Origin of the sequence: Marivirga aurantiaca, assembly GCF_016679925.1 — a bacterium.
GTDB classification, from domain to species: domain Bacteria; phylum Bacteroidota; class Bacteroidia; order Cytophagales; family Cyclobacteriaceae; genus Marivirga; species Marivirga aurantiaca.
In genome coordinates, this window is sequence record NZ_JAEQBW010000007.1 from 81,582 (window position 1) to 103,374 (window position 21,793).

Below are 21,793 nucleotides of genomic sequence, written 5' to 3' on the forward strand. Positions count from 1 at the left end.
AATTGAAGAAACAGTATTTCGTTTTTTAATCTAGTTTTTTGGTAAGGAGAAATGAAAAACAGAACCTTTCCCTTCTTCACTTTTTACCCAAATTTCTCCTCCATTTTTCTCCACGAATTCCTTGCATAAAATCAGTCCCAGACCTGTGCCTTTCTCCTTTGCTGTTCCCTGGGTAGAATGCTTTGTATCCAGTCTGAAAATCTTTTCCACAACTTCCGGAGGCATTCCCACACCATTGTCGGACACGCTTACAACCCATTGATTGGTTTTTTCTGTAATTGAAAGATGAATCTGCCCCCCTTCAGGAGTAAATTTAATGGCATTGGAAAGTAAGTTTCTTATGACGGTATTAATGGAATTTTCATGGGCCTTAACTGCAACCGGTTCTGTGGTTTTTACCGCAACGGTTATTTTTTTATTTTCGGCCTGTTGCTTTAACAATAATGCATTTTTATTTAACAACTCCGTTAAGTCAAACAGTTCGGAATTAAATTCTATATTACCTGTTTGTGAACGTGACCACTCCAGTAGGTTTTCCAATAAAGCAAATAGGTTTTTAAGTGATTTATCCAAATCAGTGGCCAGCATTTGAATTTCTTCCTTGCTAAGGCTTTCAGTGTGATGCATTAGCAAACTTGAGAAAGAAGTGAGAGAATTTAAAGGGCCTTTCAAGTCATGCCCAATAATAGAGAAAAATTTATCTTTTGTAGCATTCAGTTCTTGTAGCTGTTCATTTTGTTCACGCACTTTTGTATTGGCAATGGCCAGCCGTTTATTGTTTCTTTTTTGCAGTAAGAAAAATGAGAGTATAAGCACCAGGATTACCAGTGCCAGTATAAATAAAATCACTATAAAATTCTTTGATCTCTTTTGTTCCTCTAATTCAAACTCTTTCTGGATTCTGTTAAACTCGAGTACATCAATCGTACTCTGTTTTTGATTAACCAAATAACGGTTTTGCATTTTCAGAATGGAACGATCCTCCTTTTCCTTTTGCATAAAATCTTCCAATGCCATAAACAATTCCTGATACTCCAAAGCTTTTTGATACTCTCCCATAGCTTTATAAGTTTTGCTTAAGAGCTGGTATGTGTTTTTTATTAATTCCTGATTTTGTGATGTCTGAGATTTATTGAGGGCTATTTGTAGATTACCAAGTGCTTTTACCGGCTGTTTGTTGTCCAGGTACAATTCGGCTACAGAATTGTAGGTGGCAGCGGTTCCGGCAGAATTGGAAGCTATTTCTTTCCAAATATTCAATGATACCTTGAAATTATCCATCGCTCTTTCTTTTTCGCCCTGAAGCACATATAAACGCCCAATGGCATGTAAGGAGTGTGCTTCATTTTCCTTGTCATTAATCCGTCTTTGAATTGATAGGGCATTCTTAAGAGAATTCAAAGCACTTTCATAGTCTTTGTTCAATTGTTCCAGAAGAGCAATTTTCATCCAGGTTTTGGCCTCCAGCTCAGGATAGCGAACATTTTGGGCATATTTTAAGATGTCCTGATATTGATTAAAGGCCTTATCGGTTGCATTCATACTGGTATAAACTTCTCCAAGGTTCTGCTTGAGTATTATTTGCAAATTCTCCGATTTGTTTTTTCTATTAAGCTGGATAGCCTGCTCCAGGAATTCTGCGCTGCTGAAGTAATCATCTACTTCCTGAAAAACAATTGAAAGTCCGAAATAGGTGAACATGAGATCATCTTCCTGCTTTGAAATTTCATCCAGGTTGAGGGCTTCCATTAAATAGCCCATTGCAGCTTCCAGGTCTTTGGTTTTGTATAAGTGGATAAAAGCTAGTTCTTTCAGGAAACGACTAATTAAGTCATTGCGGTTAAGGTCGCGTGCATCGTACAAAAGCACTTCCTTTTCATTCAGTAATGCTTCAGTTTCCTTTTGCTCAATTTCCAATTCCAAAGCCTGATACCATTCAATATCCACGGATGCAGCGAGAATATGGCCTGAGGTAAAAGGCAATAAAAGGCATAAAAGCAATAAAAACTTGTGACGTCTGTTATTCATAAATTGTATGCAAAATAAATAAAAATAACACGGCAAACGAGGAATTAAAAATGGAATTGTAAACATAACCTCACATGAGGTAATAGCAATACTTTATATTTATAGTAATGCTCTTTTTATGCAGGAAAAATCCAAAGAATAGATTTCACTCCAGGACAATTAAATATTTAGGGTAGGTTGATGCCTTTTGAGGCAGTATATAGTTCATACCAATCCTCACTATCTAATTTTATTTCCTTAATTGCCAACGCTTCCTTTACTCTTTCAATTTTGGAAGTTCCCAGAACAGGTACGATGCCCGCAGGATGTCTTTTTAACCAGGCTAAAAATAATTGGGCTGTGTTAATACCATATTTATTGGCGATTTTATCTAAAGTGGTTTGTAATATACTTTCTTTTTCTGAGGTAGGAGGAAGCAATGATTTACTAACTCCCAGCGGAGACCATGCCGTGGGTGTTATCCCTTGTTGCAATAATTGATCAAGAGTGCCATCTTCCAATGCTTGCAGGTGATTGAGAGAAACTTCAATTTGGTTCGTAACTAATGGAAAAGAACTATTGATTAAATTAAATTGCGAAGCCGAAAAATTTGATACACCAAAATATTTCACTTTACCGGCTAGCTGCAATTCTCCAAAGGTTTCAGCCAACTCAAGTGGATTCATTAAAAAGTCAGGTCTGTGTATTAATAGTACATCGAGATAGTCTGTCGAGAGTGCTGCTAGAGAATTCTCGACTGATTGGATAATATGTTTTCTGCTGCTATCGTAAGACTTCAATTTATTGTTAGGTCTGTTATCAGCAGCTTGCCTGATACCACATTTAGTGGTAATCTGCATTTTTTGTCTTAATGATGACTTGTTTTTTAATACTTTGCCGAAATCTTCTTCAGTGGTATAGTTCCCATAAATATCAGCATGGTCAAAATCCTTCAATCCCAGTTGTAAACATTCCTCAATAAAAGCTTGCCATTGAGAAGTTGAAAAATTTAGTCCCCATTTGCCCAGGCGCATGGTGCCAATTAGATATGGGGATAATTTGATTTCCGGCTTTTGCATTTTAAATAAATTAAAGCCTAAATAAAGCGAATTAATCTAAATGGGAAAAGGGATTAATGAATTATGGGAAATATCAATTTATTTGGATAATGAAAACAGCAATAAAATGATGGGCTATTTTTTTATGAAAGCAAGTTTAAAAAACACTTGGGCTGAAAATGTTTATTTGCAATTATAGGTGTTTTTTATCATCAGAGAGTTTACTTTACTTACTCTAACTTCTACTAAAGTATTTTCGCTATTTAATTACTAATGTCGTAATTTTTACGTATTATTAAGGTAGGGCTAATAAATACTTTAGTACCTGTATCTAGTGCAACTTTATGAACAACAAAACCCAATGGTTTTTAGGAATATTATTCGGCTTTATATTGCTCATTTTTTTATCATGGCAGTTGGTCAAGAATCTGAAAATCAAAAAGTATGTAGAAAATACCATTCAATCCGAGCTTAATAAATTTTGGCCTGAGCGTATAGATTTCGAAATAGATAAAATCAATTTTAATTTCTTTAGTAAAAAAGCCAGCGTTTCAGACATTAATTTTCTGATCCTGGACGGACAGGAAGGAGATTCTCTGGCAAGTGTATCGATTGGTAAAATTACAGTCGATTGGGAGAGTTACAAGAATTTTTTTTCTAATGATACCATTAAAATCATATCTGTTAATTTAGATCGAGTGGTATCAAATGGGCCCTTTGATTTTGAAAAACTAAATACCCAAACATCTGATACAACAAAAAGTGGATCCAAGTTTAAAATACAAGTCAACGAAATCACTATTTCCAATAGTGAAATGCGCTTTTATGAGCAAAAACCTGAACAAAAAGGACAATTGTTTACTAAATATAAAGTGCATGTAAAAGATGTATTTTATGATAATGAAAAAGATTTCAAGCCTTTGGAAAAAGGAATAGGAGAGGCCTATGTTTATTTAGATGAAACAGATTATTATCTTCCTGATGGCTTTCACCGACTTCAAATTGCAGAATCCAATTTTGAACCTTTATCTGGGAAACTAACAATAAAGAATGTTTTATTTCAACCCATCTACGACTGGGTAAAATTTGCATCTCTTAAAGAGGTTCTGTCTAATCACATTACATTTAAAGCAGATAGTATTAGCCTAAAAGGAATGGATATTTCTTTGGAGAAATCGTTTCTAGGAGAAGAGATCAGGGTTTATCAGCCTAGTCTCACTGTTATGAGAGACAAAAACTATATACTGCCTGATGATCGTTTTGTACCCATTTTTGTAGATAAAATTGAGCAGATGGAGATGCCTGTCTTTATAAGAAAGGTGTTGGTGGAAAATATGTATTTAGAGTACGTAGAAAAGCCGGATGGTAAGCAGAAGACGGGAAAAATTTATTTTACTGAATTAAATGGTACTATTGATAACATCACCAATATAGCAGATAGCGTTACAAAACTGGAAGCTTCATTGAATATTAATGCATCGACCAAAGTATTTGGACAAGGATTGCTTACTGCCGAAATCACTTATGGTTTGCAAACAAAGAATGGAGCTTTTGGTGCAAAGGGATCGTTGAAAACTATGGGATTAATTCATTTTAATGAGTTTCTTGATGATGTTTTTCCTGTAAAAATAAAGGAGGGACAAGCAGATGTGGTTTACTTCAACTTTGGAGGCACCAGGACACAATCATCTGGTGAAATGCGGTTTAAGTACTCCAACCTTAAAATAGAAGTAGATACCAAGGATAAAGAAAACAATTTACAAGACAACGCACTCTCATTTCTGGCCAATATAGCTTTGGCTCAAAATAATCCAAGGCCCAATGGTAAGTTCAGGGTAGGTAAAATTGAATTTGAGCGCGATACCAGGAAATCTATGTTTAATTTTTGGGCGGCCAGTGTAGTATCAGGTTTTAAATCTACCCTGGGAGCAACACCTCCTGCAGCTATAGAAAAAGAGTTTACGGAAAAGGAAGATGAAAATTTTTGGCAGAAACTAGGTTTTGGTAAAAACAAAGATCAAAAGCAGTAAAGCTATATGGATTTATTCCTTGCTATGGCCTCAAACAGAGAGACTATACTTTCCTTTTTGCTTTGACTGATGGGCAAGGCCTTTCCGTTTTCCATCAGTACACTTCCCCCATCATTTTTTAGATATTTTTTCATGTAATTCGGATTGATAAGGTATGATTGATGAATTCTAATGAAATAGTACTTTTTAAGGGTGTTTTCCACATCTTTAAGCGTTTTGCTGAACAATAGCTTTTCACCATCCGATAAAAACAATAAACTGTAATTGTTTTGGCTTTGGGCATAAACTATATCTTCAACCTTAATGAATTCCAAACCTTCGCTAACCGGAACAGCAATTTTTGCACTAATGATTTTATCTTTCTTTAGAAGATCAATAAAGTGCGAAAGACCTTGTTCTGGTTCATTTGCTTTGACAGGCTTTTTTGATTTAAATTTATCCAAAAGTAATTGCAGGTCATCTTCCCCTATGGGCTTCATCAAATAATCAAAAGCCTTATATTTAAAAGCTTTTAATGCATATTGACTGTAGGCCGTAGTAAAAACCACCTCGAAATGAATATCTTCCAGTTGATCTAAAAGCTCAAACCCGTTAAGCCGTGGCATTTCCACGTCTAAAAACAAAATATCAATATCCACACGCTTAATTACTTCGAGAGCATCATCCACACGGGAAGCTTTAAAAGCTACTTCTACGTGAGGATTCAGCTTTTTTAAGCTCATAATGAGACTTTCAATGCAGTGTATTTCATCATCAATGATACCGACTTTCATTTGTATAAGTTTATTTCATGTAATCTTTTAATTACGGTTTTGTTTTAAACCCCTGTGGTAGTTTTTAACGGAAGATAAAGAAAACGCTTTTCAATGAGTATTCATGGGCATTTCTCCTGTATTTATCGGACTTGGGTGATAATTGTGAAAAAATAGCTCATTTTTCTTCAATCAGTACAATTATAGGTGATAAGGCTTATAAACTAACTAACTGCTTGCTCACAGTAATTCCCTGTTTCTTAGTCTATTCTTTGTATATATCTTCGATTAATGATGTATAAAATCAACAAGAAACTAAATATCAGTATCTATGAAAAAGATTGTAAAACAAATGGTTTATCTAAGTATAGCAACACTGATTTTATCTTCTTTTACTAAGGATGATTTATCGTTTAAAGCTAATGATTCTAATGTTTCAAGCGAAATTATAATTGATCAAAATGTTAAATATCAATTGGCCGTTGAGAATTTAAATCTGCTAACTAATAATAGAGATAAAGCTTACATGAAAGTTGATAGGGGAGAGACCGGTCAATCTTCTTATATATACAATACAACTAAAAGAAAGGCAGGAAGGAAGAGTAGATCCCAAAATGCTTCATTGTACAAAATTTATGCATTGGATTGATTATAATAGGGAGTGTTGGTTGGGAGAAGAGATTGATTATTCAATTCTCAACTCCTAACTTTTTACTTTTTACCTTCCTCAAAAAAGCTTAAACATTTAAATCCACTTCTTCTCCTATTTTTTTGGTAGCTATAGATATCTCAGCTCGGGTGCCAGTTAGTTGGTCATGTCCATCATAATTGGGAGCTATTTTAAAGGTTATAGAATTATCATTCTGCTGATTATAAATAGACAACCGTTCTTCAATTAATTTCAATCCTAAATGTGTACCATCAGGCCTCGACTCATTTTCCTGATTGGATCTGAGTCTAAATCCCATCCCATTGTCTATAACTTCTATAGTTACACCTTCAGGAGTATTAATTACATTGATGGATAATTCTTTATTTGCTTTCCTGCTGGGCAAGAGGCCGTGTTTTACTGCGTTTTCAGCTAATGGTTGTAGGATTTTGGGTGGTACCATTACTTTATCCACATTAATTCCTTCTTCAATATTTACTGAAAAATTAAATTCACTGTCAAATCGTAACTTTTCAATCTCCAGATAAAGGCTGGTTGTACGTAGTTCCTCACCTAATTCTATTACATTTTTACGATTACTTGTTAAGCTTAATCTCAGCAAATTGGCAAAAGTGTCGAGGTATTTCATAGCTTTATCATTCTTGTTCTGAATCACCAGCCAACGTACAGCATTCATTCCGTTGAAAAGAAAATGAGGGTTCATTTGCGATTCCAATGATTGTAAGGTTAATGATTGAATTTTATTCTCAAATTTGCTTTCAATTAATTTTATTCTACGTTCTTCATTTTTCTTCTGCTGATCAATAATTTCCTCGAGTGCTATTTCCAGCTGTTTATTTACTTTTTCTATTTCTTCTTTTTGATATAAAATTTTACTGTTTTGCTCTTTTAAAAGGAGGTTTGATTTCTTTTTGATTTTAATATTTCTATACTGGAGCATAGCTATCAGAATAATAGCTATCAGGCCACTAATCAAAAGTAAAAGGAAGAAATTTTGACTTCGTAGTGTTTCTTCCTGATTGATTAACTGTGTTTCCTTAAGCACTTTATCTTTTTCCAGAAGAGCAATTTGAGATTCTTTTTTCTCCAATGCAAAGCGTTTTTCTATTGCAGCAATTTGAGTTTCCTGTTCTTTCATTGCTACACTATCTTTATACTGCTGCGAAATTTTATAGTATTCCAGGGATTTGGGATAATTTGACTGCTGTTCATACACATAGGAAAGCCAGTAAGCTATTTCTTCCAATAAACCTTTATTATTAATTTCTTTCGCTAACTCCCATGACTTATTATAATAATTAATAGCCTGTTTGAAATTTTTGTTTTTCCTGCTTACATCTCCCAAGTGGAAAAAAACATCTGCTTCTTTATGACTGTTATTCAGGTTTTGAAACAATTCCAGGGATTTAAGGTAATACATCTCGGACTTTTGTAAATCCTTATCTTCTTCATAATAGTTGAGCCCGAAAAATTCATAGGTGATGGCCAGGCCGAAAGTATCTTTTCGCTCTGTGTTCAGTGCCAACAACTCATTCAGATAAGATCTGGCTTCCAAATATTCTTCTTGTTTATTGTAAAAATCACTGATGGAAAGATAGTTCATGGCTACTCCCAATTTGTTCCCCTGGGCTTTCGAAGCTTCCAAGGCACGTTTGAAATAAGTTAACGCATCATTTTCTCTGTTAGGGATATATAAAAAGGTATTCCCCAATCCATTACACGAAATAGCAATGTTTTTCAAGTCATTTTCTTCTTCTGCTATTTTGAGTGCTTCTTTATAATACAGGACTGCTTTATCCAATTGCTGTGCATAGCGACTGGCAACTCCGGCATTATTAGCATAAATCATTTTTGAAAGAGGGGGAACATCAGCTTTGTCAATTACAAGGTTAAATGCTTTGCCATGAAGGTTAATCGCTTCCTCATACTGCTGGTGGTACCTGTACAACAGCCCCATATTATCTAATGCTTGTGCATAAAGAAGTGTGTCTCCTGCTTCGAGGGCAATTTTAATAGCTTTTTCAGCGTGAATACTTTCTAATGAATCATTATGATTGTTTCGATGAATATCACGGGCAGTGGCAATTTCATAGGCTACTTTTAAGGAATCTGTATCTTCCTCTTTGTCCTTATCTTGGGCGTTTCCGCTCAAAGCCAGTAATAGGATGACGAATGTAAATATCATTCCAGTTGAAGCTGATAGTTTTACAGAATGAATTTTCGAAGAATTATCTTTTATGTTCATTAATTCCGGATCATCTAATAAAATAAATACTAATGTAAAAATTAAGTATGATAATATAAGAAACTTTGTAGAGTTGTATAAATAAATTCTTATTTTGTTAATGCTCTGAAGGCATATAAAAGCAATGGAATAGTTTATGAAAAAATTGATTTCTTCTAAAATCTTCATTTCGATAGCTATGGCTAGCCTTATCATTATCCTTGCCTTTTATCTCAAAATAGAAGAAGGTAGTGATTATAGAGAAGCAGATAGGATTCATGGCTTCAACCTGGTAGCACCTCGCCAGCCTTTTTCAATTGACTCTCTGTTAAAAGTAAAGGCAAGTGGTGCGCAATGGATAGCTATAGTGCCTTATGCTTTTTGTAACGCAGCTAATGGAGAAATAACTTTTGATCATCCTCGACAATGGTGGGGAGAAAAGCCAAAAGGGATTATCGAAACAATTAATATGGCTCAATCCATTGGATTAAAAATTATGCTAAAGCCACATTTATGGGTAGGAGGTCAGGGGTGGGCGGGAGATCTGGATTTTGAAGAAGATAGCATGTGGCTTAAGTTTGAAGGAGATTATGAAAATTATCTGATGACATATGCAAAGATCGCTGATTCACTTGATGTTGAACTTCTTTGTATTGGAACAGAAATTAGAAATTCTACCCGGCAAAGAGCAGCTTACTGGTTGGGTATAATTAATAAGATAAAGGAAAACTACAAAGGTAAATTGACTTATGCCGCCAATTGGGATGAATACGAGGAAGTTTCTTTTTGGAGTGAGTTGGATTATATTGGAATAGATGCTTATTTCCCTTTAAGCAGTGCAAAAAATCCTAGCAAGGAGGAGTTGGTGATAGCCTGGGGCAAACCGCTGGGGAAAATGCAGCACTTGTCTGAGAAGTTTAATAAAGCTGTTTTATTTACTGAATACGGCTACGAAAGCATGGATTATGCCACAGCCGGGCATTGGACTTTGAATAAAGATAGTTTAGAGGTTAATTTCGACACACAAAAAGTAGCCTTCGAATCCCTTTACAATGCTTTAAAAGATGAATCCTGGTGGGATGGAGGCTTTATCTGGAAATGGCATCTTACTCAAAATGGATTGAGCCAACGTACGATTAAAACATATACTCCACAGAATAAGCCCGCACTGGAATCCATTAGCAAAGTGTTTAAACAGAAATGAATTAACTCTGCTGCTTAAGCTAATTCATGATTCAAGTTTATTTTTGCCTTTAAACAAAGTAAACCCTGTTTAGGTAAGGGTCAAGGTTCAAATAAACATTCTCATAGTTGATATAATTGCAACTGAATTATATAAATTTACCAATTGCACATTCAACTTTTAATCTTAACCCACTATGAACCTGTCCTTTCAAAAAATATTTTTTATCCTGGCAACTGTTTTTGGCATTTTTGCAGTTTTAGTCTTTGCAAAAACTATTCTTATTCCTATCGGAATGGCATTATTGATTTCTTTCATACTATTTCCTGTTTCCCGGAAATTGGAATCCTGGGGAACCAATAAAATTGTTGGAGCACTTTTATCCATTCTATTTTTGGTTTTAATTATAGCAGGTGGATTGACACTTTTTTCTACACAAATAATTCGTTTGTCTGATGAATTAAGCAATTTCACTGATAAAATCACCGCAACATTTACTGATGTCATCTTATATATAAATAATAATGTACAATTTTTAGGGGATTTTAATAGAGAGGAATTAATTGAAGAAGGTAAGGGCTGGCTGAAGGATTCTTCAGGGGCATTGTTAAGAAATACTTTTAGCGGCACAGCAGCTTTTCTTACAGGATTAGTGACCACTATCATTTTCACATTCCTCTTTTTAATATATAGAGTAGGTTTAACACAAGCGTTTATGAGATTCGCCTCTGCTGAAAACAGACAGAAAGTATTTCATATGCTTAAGAATATCCAGGAGGTGGGCAAGAAGTATCTTTCAGGCATGTTTACTTTAATTCTGATTCTTGGATTTGCCAATAGCATAGGTTTATGGATTATAGGTATTGACAGCCCTTTTCTATTCGGGTTTTTGGCCGCCCTATTATCCATCATTCCCTATGTAGGCACCACAATTGGAGCTACAATCCCTGTGCTCTATGCATTTATGTCAACAGATCAATTATGGGTTCCTTTGGCTGTAGTTGGTTTGTTTTGGTTTATACAGACAATAGAAAGTAATTTCTTAAGCCCGAAAATTGTTGGGAGCAGTTTAAATGTGAATGCTCTGGCAGCCATTTTAAGTTTATTGATTGGTGGCTCAGTCTGGGGAATTGCCGGTATGGTGTTGTTCCTTCCTTTTGCTGCTATGCTCAAAGTATTTTGTGATGAGTTTGAAGAATTAAGACCTGTTGCCATGTTAATTGGCTCTGAAGTAGTTGGTAATGATAAAGATGATAAGAAATCCTCCAAATGGATTGGGAAAATAAAAGATTGGTTTTCCAGGAAATAGTTTTGGAATTATTGCCATCAGAATTCAATCATTTTACCTGACGAAAATGTACAGAATAAACTATGTTTTCCGTCATTGAATTAAAAAATGATCAAGGTTAAACATGTTGAAATTAGTAACATAGAAGTTGAAATTGCAGTTTATTCTATTAAGCTTTAATTTTTTTACTTGAAAATGCATATATCTTTTCGTAGAATTTTTTTTGTACTAGCTACTTCCTTTGCCATATTTGCAGCTTTAGGCTTTGCTAAAATTGTACTCATACCTATTGGTATGGCCTTACTGGTTTCTTTCATTTTGCTTCCGGTTTGCAAAGAACTTGAAAGATGGGGTCTCAATAGAACCCTGGCAGGTTTTTTAGCTGTTTTCATGCTACTTATTATTCTTTCAGGTGCCATTACCCTTTTCTCTTCTCAAATCATTAACTTATCTAAAGAAGTCTCAAATTTGGGACAAAAATTCATGAGTAGCTTTACTGATGTCCTGGTGTTTATCAATAATAACATCAATTTTGTAGATGATTTAAACAGAGATGATCTAATTGAACGTGCTAAAGAGTGGATGAATGAATATGGTGCTGCAATAGTCAATAGTGTAGCAACAATTATAGGAGGCTTGATCAGTACTCTTATTTTTGCATTTCTTTTTTTGATATACAGGGTGGGGCTCACAAAGGCATTTATGAGATTCTCGGCAAAAGATAAAAGGGGGAGGACTTTCGATATGCTTAAAAAGGTTCAAAAGGTTGGGCAAGGGTATTTGTCAGGCATGTTTATTTTAATCCTAATTATGGGTACGTCCCATAGCATTGCCTTATTGATAATAGGAATAGAAAGTCCTTTTCTGTTTGGATATTTTGTCGGGTTTTTGGTTATCATACCCTATGTGGGTACGGTGGCTGGTGCTATGATTCCTATTCTCTATACTTTTATGACAACTGATTCGCTTTTGACACCCCTGATTGTAGTTATTTATTTTTGGTTTATTCAAACAGTTGAAAGTAATTTCTTAAGCCCTAAAATTGTAGGAAGCAGTATGCACGTAAATGCTCTTGCAGCCATTATAAGTTTAATTGTGGGTGGCGCAGTTTGGGGAGTAGCAGGAATGATTCTGTTTATGCCATTTGTAGCTATGCTCAAAGTTGTATGTGATGAATTTGAGGAATTAAAACCCATTGGTCTTTTAATCAGTAGTGATGTGTCAGGAGCTGGTGACGGCTCAGCTGGCCGAACCTCCCTATTAAAAAGGAAAGTGAAAGAATGGTTCTCTTCAAAAGGAAATAGGGAATAGATTTTTGTCAATAACTATACTTATTTCACTCTTCCCGGGTTATCATTAATAAATGCTTTCCAACTTTTAGTACTACTTGTGCCAGTTTTGCCTTGAAAGTGGTGGCATACTGCTACACCCAATGCATCAGTAGCATCCAATAGTTTAGGGATTTCTTTTATTCCCAACAAAGTTTTAAGCATTTCAGCAACTTGTTCTTTGGAGGCATTTCCATTGCCGGTTACAGACATTTTTACTTTTTTTGGGGCATATTCAGTAATTGGCAAATCCTTTTGCAAAGCTGCAGCCATAGCTACTCCCTGAGCCCGGCCTAATTTAAGCATTGATTGGATGTTTTTTCCGTAAAAAGGGGCTTCCAATGCTACTTCATCAGGTAGGTAGTCGTTAATCAAACTGGTTACCCGATCAAAAATTTTCCGTAGTTTTACTTCATGGTTGGCATATTTCGACAAATGGATCACTCCATACTGTAACATGGTCATTTTTGTGCCTGAAATCTTGATTACGCCATACCCCATCACTGAAGTTCCGGGGTCAAGTCCCAAAATAATTTTCTCTGCCTTTGAAGTCTGCTTTGTAACCACCATTATTGCAAAGTTAATATTCAGTTTCAATTAAGTGCAGATATTTGAGAAAGCCTTTATTATTCTTACTTAAAATAATTATTTCGTTAGCGATCTTCGCTTTTTTGTTTTACAGAATCGCTTCTGACAAGACATCTTTTAGCGAAGCTTTACAAGGTTATCATAATAATCTCCCCATTATATTGGTGGTTTTACTTTTGATGCCACTCAACTGGGCAATGGAAGTATTTAAATGGAAATTGTGTATTAGTCCTCTTGTGAAGATTACCTTCAAGCAGGCAATTGCGGGAGTTTTATCCGGTGTGGCTCTGGGTTTTGTTACACCCAGGGCTGTGGGTGATTATTTCGCTAAAGTATGGTCAATACAGCATGAGGACAGGAAAAAAGCATTGGGGCCGATATTGGTCGCACGAATGTCCCAGATGTTGCCTACCTTGATTTTTGGAATTTTTTCAGTTAAAATTTTTCTGGATAAGTCCGGATCTATGTTGTACTTCCCTACTGGATATACCCCCATCTTGATAATTGTAGGTGGATTTTTATTACTTCTACTCCTGATATTTCTTTTTTTTAACTATGGTAAAAAGAAAAAACACCTGATATATTATTTTGATTTGATCAGAGAGTTAAAGTTAGGGATTGTTGTTCAGCTTTTTGGTTTATCCATTGTACGGTATATAGTGTTTTCTATTCAGTTCTTGTTGCTTTTATCTATCTTTTCGTTTCCCTTGTCATTAGCGGATCAGTTTATGGGCATTTCATTTATGTTTTTAGCAAAATCAGTTCTACCTACTTTTAATGTTTTTAATGATTTGGGTGTAAGGGAGTTTAGTGCAGTTTTATATTTTGAAGCTTTTGGTGTTGCTTCGGCTCCCATTATATTGGCAGGTTTAATTTTGTGGTTGATCAATATTGCTGTGCCTGCTTTAATTGGTTTGTTTTTTATTCAAAGATTCCGAATTGACCCCTCATGATTTTCTTCCTGCTTTTAATTTCTGCTTATTCCTGCCTATTATTTTACATGGCTTTTGCCTGGAGGAAAATAGCTACTCCAATATCCAAGGGAGTACCATTGAAAGTGACGGTTCTTGTGCCTTTCAGAAATGAGGAGCTTCATTTAAAGAGACTAATTCAATCTTTCCGCCAGTTAATTTATCCTAAAGAATTAATAGATTTTATTTTTGTGGATGATCATTCGGATGATGGTTCTTTTGGGCTTTTGGAGCAAATATTATCGGACTTTCCTTATCCCTACAAACTACTCAAGCTAGCAGATGAAAAAGGAGGCAAAAAGGAGGCAATTATGGAAGGAGTGAATTGTTCTCACGCTGATGTAATTCTCACTACTGATGCTGATTGCCAGGTAAATAGTGATTGGGTCAGTGAAATGCAATCCGCTTTTAATTCGCCTGCTATCCATTTAGTGAGTGGCAGTGTGGTTTTTGAAGCCAATAATTTTCAGGAGCGCATTTTTCAAATGGAATTTGCCCCATTAATAGGAGTGGGTGGAGTGAGTATATGGTTGGGCAAACCAACTATGGCAAATGGTGCTAACCTGGCGTTTAAAAGAAACACTTTTCTTTCTTTGGATGCTTTTAACAATAACTTACACATTCCTACAGGAGATGATGTTTTTTTATTGCAAAAAATGTCACAACATTATCCAGGTGGAATTAAATTTCAAAAATCTTCTGTGGTGACTACCAAAGCCCCATCAAATGTATCAACATTTTTCCATCAGCGCATTCGCTGGGCCTCAAAGTGGAAGGCTGTTGCAGAAAGAAAAAACAAGCTGCCAGCCCTTATGGTGTGGTTTTTTCACTTTCTTTATTTAATCGGGCTGTTCACATTTATTAACCAAATCCATTATGCGATGGCTTTCCTATTGCTTTTCATCAAATCTATAGGAGAGTTTGCTTTTATTTATTCAATTTTAAAATCCCAGCACCAAAAATTTAGCAGTCTTTCGTTCTGTTTTCTCCAGGTTTTTTATAGCTTTTATGTCGTATTATTTGGTCTGCTTGCTAACTTTGCGGGTTACCAATGGAAAGGTAGAAGTTATGGAAAACATGAACGATAATGAATTTGATTTACTGGATGAATTATATTTTGTTCAGTCATACAAAGAGATAAAGGAAGCATTGCAATGGGGCGATGATAAACTAATCGAAAGCTTGTTTTCATTATACTGTAAAGGCTTTATTAAAGTATTAATAGCCCAGGATGAAGAGTATTCAAGCAATATTTCTACACCTCAGCAAGTTAAGTGGGAAGAAATGTATTACTTAGCCACCAAAAAGGGTCTTTTGGAACATAATGGATTCTGATATAGGAGCCTGGGAAGAATAATATAAAGAAAATCAATACTTTCTTTATATTAATCCATTTGTATCTATTATATTCACACTTGAACATGGACACAACTTATCAAATATCCAATCAGTATGAGCTCAAGGAATTAGAGTTAAATTCTTTGCTCGAAATCACCCAGGCCATTAATGATAACTTGTCTGAAGAATCCCTGTACAAGATTTACAATTTTACTTTAAGGGCTAATTTGCGTCTGGCAAAGCTTCTTTTGCTTGTGAAGGAAGAAAATGAATGGCAATGCAAGGTGGAGTTTGGTGCCAAAAAAAGCTTTAATTGTGAAATACCTTCTGAAGCACTGATTGAACACAAAAAAATATTGTTTCAAAATGATTTGGCAGATAGTCCATTCGATGAATTTGAGGTAGGCATTCCCGTTTTTCATAAAAATAATTTATTGGCGGTGGTGTTTTTAGGCGGGGTGGCTGATAGCAGTGAAAAAAAGTTGATTGAAAATCATCTTAATTTTATACAGGCACTTACCAATATCATCATGGTAGCCATTGAGAATAAGAAAATGGCTCGTGCAAAAATTGAGCAAGAGGTATATGCAAAGGAGATGGAAATTGCTAAAAAAGTGCAACAATTGCTATTTCCTAAAACCTTGCCTGATCAGGAGAACTTTAAAATTGCCGCTCATTATTCACCCCACAATACAGTGGGAGGAGATTACTATGATTGGTTGGAGATAGACGAACACAGAAAAATTGTCTGCATAGCAGATGTTTCGGGAAAAGGGGTTCCTGCCGCCCTCCTTATGTCAAATTTTCAGGCATCATTGAGGACGTTATTGCGTAAAACCTCTGATCTCGAGGAAATCATAAAGGATTTGAACTATCAGGTATTCCAAAGTGCTGATGGCGAAAATTTCATCACTTTTTTTATGGCTTTGATTGATGCACATGAAAGTCATATTACCTATGTGAATGCAGGCCATAATCCCCCCTTTTTAATGAATGCTGATGGAATCAAGGAGTTAGACAAAGGTACGCTTGTATTGGGTGCTTTTGAGGAATTACCTTTTCTGGAAATTGGCCATTTAGATTTGAAAGGAGAGCAGACCATGTTCCTGTACACAGATGGGCTTACAGAAGCTTTTAATGACCAGGAAGAGGAATTTGGAGCGGAAAAGGTTGAAGCCTTTCTGCAGAAAAACAAAACAGCAACTCCCACGCTTTTGATCTCAGAGTTGCTGAAAAAATTAGATGATTTTGTTGGCGACAGAGCTTTTTCTGATGACATTACCCTGTTAGTTTGCGATTTTAATGTTTGATAAGATTTTCTATAAAACTCCTGCTATTATAAGAGAAATACTTCCAGGTGTTGAATGGAGAATAGAAACCACTACCAGACAAATATATCTAACTTTCGATGATGGACCTATTCCGGGCCTTACTCATAAAATTCTTGATATCCTTGCTGAAAATGAAGCCAAGGCCACTTTTTTTTGTGTAGGGGATAATATCAGAAAGCACCCTGATGTTTTTAAGGAGATTTTAGCCTCTGGACATGCTGTAGGCAATCACACCCAACATCACCTGAAAGCCTGGAAATCTGCCAAACGGGACTATTTAAATGATATTGATGCATGTGAATCTTATATTAACAAATATCATCAACCTTCGAAAAAACTTTTCCGCCCACCCTATGGTCAAATTACGCCCACTTTATCCAATACTATTACTAAATTAGGATACCGCATTATTATGTGGGATGTATTGTCCAGGGATTATAATCAGAAGATTTCTCCTGAAAACATTATGAGAAAGTCAATTCAATATTCCGGAGAGGGCAGTATCATAGTTTTTCATGACAATATAAAGGCACAGGAAAATGTGCTTTTTGTTTTGCCTCAGTATATCAAATATTTTAGTGAACGTGGATTTAAATTTCTAGCATTATGAGCGTTTTGTTTTATGTTCTCCTATTTATTATATTAAGTGTAATTGTAGTTGACTTAATTCTTTGGCAAGCATGGAGAGCCAAACCCATTAATGCTGAGCCATATACTGGTGAGTTACCTTTTATTTCTATCTTACTGGCTGTCCGGAATGAAGTGCATTTCGTAAATTATACTTTGAATTCCCTGGAGGCATTGGACTACCCTAAAGACAAGTACGAGGTATTGATGGGGGATGATGAATCTGATGATGGTAGTTCCAAAATTATGAAAGCCTGGGATAAAGAAACCAACAATTTTTTTTATATCCCTATAGATATGAAAAAGGATAACCTGGACGCAAAGGCCAATGTATTGGCTCAATTGGCAGATAAAGCTAAGGGGGAATTCCTGATGATGACAGATGCTGATGCAGAAGTAGCTCCTACCTGGATTATGAAAAACCTTGCCTGTTGGAAACCTGGCTTAGGAATTCAAAGTGGCTTTACACTGGTAAAAGTAGATAGTTTTTTTTCAAGTATGCAAATGGTTGATTGGGGCCTTGCACTGGGTATGGTGAAGATTGTCACTGGCTGGAAAATTCCTGTTACCGCTGTTGGCAATAATATGATGGTCAGTAAGGAAGCTTATCAAAAAGTAGGTGGTTACAGGGCTATCCCGTTTTCTACTACTGAAGATTTTGCCTTGTTTCAAGCCATAGTGAGAAAAGGGTACTCTTTCCAGCAATTAGCTAATGAAGAAAGTCTGGTTTATACCCAAGCCATTAAAGGATTCTGGAATTTATTGGAACAAAGAAAAAGATGGATGAGGGGAGCTATGGAGCTGCCAGCTTTTATGAAAACTTTACTGCTTATTCAGGCATTATACTTTCCTGCCATGTTAATCATGATTTTTGTAAATCCTTTGGTGGCCATTCCTCTTTTTGGTCTGAAAATCACACTTCAAAGTTTATTTATTGATAAAATACTGGATCGGTTAAATCAATATTTACCTTTAGGTCATTTATTTATATTTGAATTTTATAGTGGCTTTCTCTCCGTTGCACTCATGATATATTATCTGTTACCTTTGCCGGTAAAATGGAAAGGTAGAAAATACACAAAAGGATGATTGAAACACATGCGCATTTGTATGCAGAAGAATTTGACAAAGATAGAGCAGAGATGCTTGAAAGAGCCCAGCAAGAAGGGGTTAAGGAATTATACATGCCTAATATTGATAGCGAATCTATAGATGCTATGCTAGAAGTGGAACAGAAATTCCCTCAAACCGTTGCTACCATGGGTTTGCATCCCTGTTATGTAAAAAAAGATTTTGAGAAAGAGCTCTATCAGGTAGAAAATTGGTTGAATAAAAGAAAGTTTGCTGCTATTGGTGAAATAGGCCTTGACTTTTATTGGGATAAAACTTTTAAACTACAACAGAAAGAGGCTTTGAAAATCCAGATTGATTGGGCAAAAAAATACAAGCTTCCCATCATATTACATTGTCGTGATTCTTTTCAGGAAACTTTTGAAATTGTAAAATCTATGAATGACGAGAACCTGAAGGGAGTTTTTCATTGCTTTTCAGGAACTGCGGAACAAGCAAAGGAAGTAATTGATTTAGGATTTTATATTGGAGTAGGGGGAGTGGTTACATTTAAAAATGGAGGATTGGCCGAGTATGTTCCTGATATTGATGTCAACCGGATAGTCCTGGAAACAGATGCGCCCTATCTGGCTCCTGCCCCTAACAGAGGTAAAAGGAATGAACCTGCTTACCTGAGTATTATTGCACAAAAAATTGCTGATTTGAAAGAAATACCATTGCAGGAATTAGTACAAATTACCAGTAAAAACGCCACTCAATTATTCTCCTGATGATGAACCCATACGTTTTAACTCATATTGACACCGCTACTCCAAAAGCACCTGAGCAATCTGTTCTGATTATTTACACCGGTGGTACTTTAGGAATGGTTTATAATGAGCAACAGGCATTAGTGCCATTTGATTTCAAACATATTTTGAAAGAAGTGCCTTCTCTCAAAAATTTTAACCTGAAAATCACAGTTGCTTCCTTTAAAGAATTAATTGATTCTTCCAACGTAAATCCAAAACACTGGAGCGATATTGCAGGGCTCATTGAAATGTACTATGAAGATTATGATGGCTTTATAGTCATTCATGGTACCGATACTATGGCCTTCAGTGCTTCAGCTATTAGCTTTATGCTGGAAGGTTTGAATAAACCAGTTATTTTTACAGGTGCACAATTACCTATTGGAGCAGCCAGGTCAGATGCCAGGGAAAATTTAATAACAGCGATAGAAATTGCCTCTCAAAGATTGAATCACCGACCAGTAGTTTCTGAAGTCTGTATTTATTTTGATAATTTACTGCTTCGCGGGAACCGCTCCAAAAAAGTAGAGAGTGTACAGTTTGATGCATTCCAAAGTGAAAACTATCCTGTTTTGGCTGAGGCTGGCGTAATAATTGAATACAATTTTTCCGCTTTGAGAGCCTATCAGCCGGAAGCACAACTAAAAGTCCGGAAAGATATTCATCAGGAAGTGGCCATACTCAAAATTTTTCCGGGTATTACACAATCATTTGCTAAAGGTGTATTATCTATCCCTGGCTTGAAAGGAATAGTAATGGAAACCTACGGATCAGGAAATGCACCAACCAATCCATGGTTTATTGATGAACTAAAGCAGGCTATAGACAGGAATATCCTAATCATGAACGTTTCACAATGTATGGGAGGAAAGGTTATTCAGGGTAAATACCAAACCAGTTCTGCTTTGGAAGAAATTGGAGTGATTAGTGGAAGTGATATCACTACAGAGGCGGCTATTACCAAAATGATGTATGTTCTCAGCCATGCAGAGAATTTGGAACAACAACGATTGAATTTGATTAAACCATTAAGGGGTGAGATGGAGTAATCCTTTTAAATTGCTAATTTTACCTCCAAATAAATACTTATTTCGTACAAAATAGATAGTAATAAAATTTATGTCATATTATATCTATCATTAAGGATTTAGGAATATTAAGATAATTTGTTCCGAAGATTTCAATACAAACTATTTAAAAAGGAATGCAATAGGGAAGTTGGAATATAAAAGGTATAAGTATTTTAATCTTTAATATGATAATTTTAATTAATTGTAGCAACATTGGTGCGGATAACAATTATTATTGACCGTTTGACATTTTAAGCTTGCATTGGCAGGAAATAATTGATTTATTTGTGCTTTGTTGAAAAGAATTCGAATGAAAATTTCTTTGATGTGCTGAATAGTTAGGAGAGGTGCCAGAGTGGCCGATCGGGCTCGCTTGGAAAGCGAGTGTGCCTTTGCGGGCACCGAGGGTTCGAATCCCTCCTTCTCCGCTTTTTTGTTAACATTAAAGACACATTGCAATTAATAGGGACAATATATCTTTCTTTAGCTTAAAGAATTGAGGAAAATATTTTCTGTTTGTTGATAATTGTGTAAAATTGAATTCTGAATTGTTTAAATATTTAAAAACAAACTAAAAAAAGAAAATTACAAACAACTTAACTATGAAAAAGCTATTTGTCTTAATGATGCTGGCCGGAGCTATGTCATTCGGTTTTACAGGCAACGCAGTTGCTCAAGAAGAAGAAACAACTACACAGGAATCAGACACAGCACAAGCTGAAGAATCTGCTGACACTGTAGTATCTGAACCAGATACACTTCCTACGGCTATTGCGGCAGAGGAAGAGGAAGAAGTTGTAGAAGAAGAACAAACATTTCATCAGGTAGTTAAAGAGAAATTTATCGAAGGTGGATGGGAGTTTATGTCAGTAGTGTTAATTTGTTTAATCTTAGGTTTGGCAATTGCTATTGAAAGAATTATTACTTTAAATTTAGCTACTACTAATACCAATAAGTTATTGGCCAATGTAGAAGAGGCTCTTAATCAAGGTGGAGTTGAGGCTGCAAAAGAAGTTACCCGAAATACAAGGGGACCTGTTGCTTCTATTTTTACACAAGGACTTATGAGAATGTCTGAGGGTGTAGAAATGGTTGAAAAATCAGTTATTGCTTACGGATCAGTTGAAATGGGCCGTTTGGAAAGAGGTTTGGTTTGGATATCTCTATTTATTTCATTGGCACCTATGTTAGGTTTCATGGGTACTGTAATTGGTATGATTGGAGCTTTCGATGCTATTGAAGCAGCGGGTGACATTTCACCATCTTTGGTAGCCGGTGGTATTAAAGTTGCCTTGTTAACTACAGTGGGTGGTTTGATAGTTGCAGTTATCTTACAATTATTTTACAATTATTGCGTTTCTAAGGTAGATTCTTTGGTAAATCAAATGGAGGATGCTTCAATTGCTTTAGTTGACATTTTAGTAAAGCATAACTTAAGTAAATAATTTTAACTTATAAATTTATTA

General features: G+C 35.6%; 19 protein-coding genes and 1 tRNA gene. 15 read left to right on the plus strand and 5 right to left on the minus strand.

The annotated features are described in order from the left end of the window. Window positions 1-30: 30 nt before the first annotated feature. Both JKA74_RS14765 and JKA74_RS14770 read right to left on the minus strand, forming a co-directional pair. On the minus strand, window positions 31-2,028 hold the full coding sequence (locus JKA74_RS14765) for a tetratricopeptide repeat-containing sensor histidine kinase (RefSeq protein WP_201431987.1): 1,998 nt from the start codon (window positions 2,026-2,028) through the stop codon (window positions 31-33). 167 nt (window positions 2,029-2,195) lie between these two features. Continuing rightward, entirely contained in the window at window positions 2,196-3,086 is an 891-nt protein-coding gene (locus JKA74_RS14770) for an aldo/keto reductase (protein WP_201431988.1), read from the minus strand. A gap of 323 nt (window positions 3,087-3,409) precedes the next feature. On the opposite strand from JKA74_RS14770, the gene JKA74_RS14775 reads away from it, so the two are divergent. Next, window positions 3,410-5,095, plus strand: coding sequence for a hypothetical protein (locus tag JKA74_RS14775; protein ID WP_201431989.1), 1,686 nt, complete (start codon window positions 3,410-3,412; stop codon window positions 5,093-5,095). Window positions 5,096-5,097: 2 nt separating this feature from the next. On the opposite strand, the gene JKA74_RS14780 is transcribed toward JKA74_RS14775, so the two are convergent. Next, the gene (locus tag JKA74_RS14780) at window positions 5,098-5,868 is read right to left on the minus strand and encodes a LytR/AlgR family response regulator transcription factor (protein ID WP_201431990.1); all 771 of its coding nucleotides are present in this window, start codon (window positions 5,866-5,868) and stop codon (window positions 5,098-5,100) included. 310 nt (window positions 5,869-6,178) lie between these two features. Here JKA74_RS14780 and JKA74_RS14785 point away from each other — a divergent pair, with 310 nt between their 5' ends. Further along, complete coding sequence (locus JKA74_RS14785; protein ID WP_201431991.1) at window positions 6,179-6,496, plus strand: hypothetical protein; 318 nt, start codon at window positions 6,179-6,181, stop codon at window positions 6,494-6,496. A gap of 88 nt (window positions 6,497-6,584) precedes the next feature. On the opposite strand, the gene JKA74_RS14790 is transcribed toward JKA74_RS14785, so the two are convergent. Beyond that, window positions 6,585-8,702: a tetratricopeptide repeat-containing sensor histidine kinase gene (locus JKA74_RS14790; protein ID WP_201431992.1), complete on the minus strand. Its 2,118-nt coding sequence runs from the start codon at window positions 8,700-8,702 to the stop codon at window positions 6,585-6,587. Between the two features lie 196 nt (window positions 8,703-8,898). Here JKA74_RS14790 and JKA74_RS14795 point away from each other — a divergent pair, with 196 nt between their 5' ends. The 3 genes from JKA74_RS14795 to JKA74_RS14805 all read left to right on the plus strand — a co-directional run bounded on the left by JKA74_RS14795 (window position 8,899) and on the right by JKA74_RS14805 (window position 12,523). After that, the gene (locus JKA74_RS14795; RefSeq protein WP_201431993.1) at window positions 8,899-9,945 is read left to right on the plus strand and encodes a glycoside hydrolase family 113; all 1,047 of its coding nucleotides are present in this window, start codon (window positions 8,899-8,901) and stop codon (window positions 9,943-9,945) included. A 175-nt stretch (window positions 9,946-10,120) separates the two neighbouring features. Further along, the gene (locus JKA74_RS14800; RefSeq protein ID WP_201431994.1) at window positions 10,121-11,233 is read left to right on the plus strand and encodes an AI-2E family transporter; all 1,113 of its coding nucleotides are present in this window, start codon (window positions 10,121-10,123) and stop codon (window positions 11,231-11,233) included. 174 nt (window positions 11,234-11,407) lie between these two features. Next, complete coding sequence (locus JKA74_RS14805) at window positions 11,408-12,523, plus strand: AI-2E family transporter (protein WP_201431995.1); 1,116 nt, start codon at window positions 11,408-11,410, stop codon at window positions 12,521-12,523. A gap of 20 nt (window positions 12,524-12,543) precedes the next feature. Here JKA74_RS14805 and ruvC read toward each other — a convergent pair whose 3' ends face one another. After that, entirely contained in the window at window positions 12,544-13,110 is a 567-nt protein-coding gene (gene ruvC / locus JKA74_RS14810) for a crossover junction endodeoxyribonuclease RuvC (RefSeq protein WP_201431996.1), read from the minus strand. 41 nt (window positions 13,111-13,151) lie between these two features. On the opposite strand from ruvC, the gene JKA74_RS14815 reads away from it, so the two are divergent. The 10 genes from JKA74_RS14815 to JKA74_RS14860 all read left to right on the plus strand — a co-directional run bounded on the left by JKA74_RS14815 (window position 13,152) and on the right by JKA74_RS14860 (window position 21,772). Then, complete coding sequence (locus JKA74_RS14815) at window positions 13,152-14,081, plus strand: lysylphosphatidylglycerol synthase domain-containing protein (protein WP_201431997.1); 930 nt, start codon at window positions 13,152-13,154, stop codon at window positions 14,079-14,081. Further along, the gene (locus JKA74_RS14820; protein WP_201431998.1) at window positions 14,078-15,187 is read left to right on the plus strand and encodes a glycosyltransferase; all 1,110 of its coding nucleotides are present in this window, start codon (window positions 14,078-14,080) and stop codon (window positions 15,185-15,187) included. Before JKA74_RS14815 ends, JKA74_RS14820 begins: the two co-directional genes overlap by 4 nt. Further along, entirely contained in the window at window positions 15,168-15,434 is a 267-nt protein-coding gene (locus JKA74_RS14825) for a hypothetical protein (RefSeq protein ID WP_317193608.1), read from the plus strand. The genes JKA74_RS14820 and JKA74_RS14825 overlap by 20 nt, the downstream gene beginning before the upstream one ends. An 86-nt stretch (window positions 15,435-15,520) precedes the next feature. Continuing rightward, a complete protein-coding gene (locus tag JKA74_RS14830; RefSeq protein ID WP_201431999.1) occupies window positions 15,521-16,747 on the plus strand; it encodes a PP2C family protein-serine/threonine phosphatase in 1,227 nt (408 codons plus the stop codon). Beyond that, window positions 16,740-17,378 (plus strand): polysaccharide deacetylase family protein, encoded by a 639-nt coding sequence (locus tag JKA74_RS14835; protein ID WP_201432000.1) that lies wholly within the window; start codon window positions 16,740-16,742, stop codon window positions 17,376-17,378. Before JKA74_RS14830 ends, JKA74_RS14835 begins: the two co-directional genes overlap by 8 nt. After that, entirely contained in the window at window positions 17,375-18,484 is a 1,110-nt protein-coding gene (locus tag JKA74_RS14840) for a glycosyltransferase family 2 protein (protein WP_201432001.1), read from the plus strand. Before JKA74_RS14835 ends, JKA74_RS14840 begins: the two co-directional genes overlap by 4 nt. After that, complete coding sequence (locus JKA74_RS14845; protein WP_201432002.1) at window positions 18,481-19,236, plus strand: TatD family hydrolase; 756 nt, start codon at window positions 18,481-18,483, stop codon at window positions 19,234-19,236. Before JKA74_RS14840 ends, JKA74_RS14845 begins: the two co-directional genes overlap by 4 nt. Window positions 19,237-19,238: 2 nt before the next feature. After that, on the plus strand, window positions 19,239-20,306 hold the full coding sequence (locus JKA74_RS14850; protein ID WP_201432095.1) for an asparaginase: 1,068 nt from the start codon (window positions 19,239-19,241) through the stop codon (window positions 20,304-20,306). A 362-nt stretch (window positions 20,307-20,668) separates the two neighbouring features. Next, a tRNA-Ser gene (locus JKA74_RS14855) sits at window positions 20,669-20,755 on the plus strand. Window positions 20,756-20,929: 174 nt separating this feature from the next. Next, a complete protein-coding gene (locus JKA74_RS14860; RefSeq protein ID WP_201432003.1) occupies window positions 20,930-21,772 on the plus strand; it encodes a MotA/TolQ/ExbB proton channel family protein in 843 nt (280 codons plus the stop codon). Window positions 21,773-21,793: the final 21 nt, after the last annotated feature.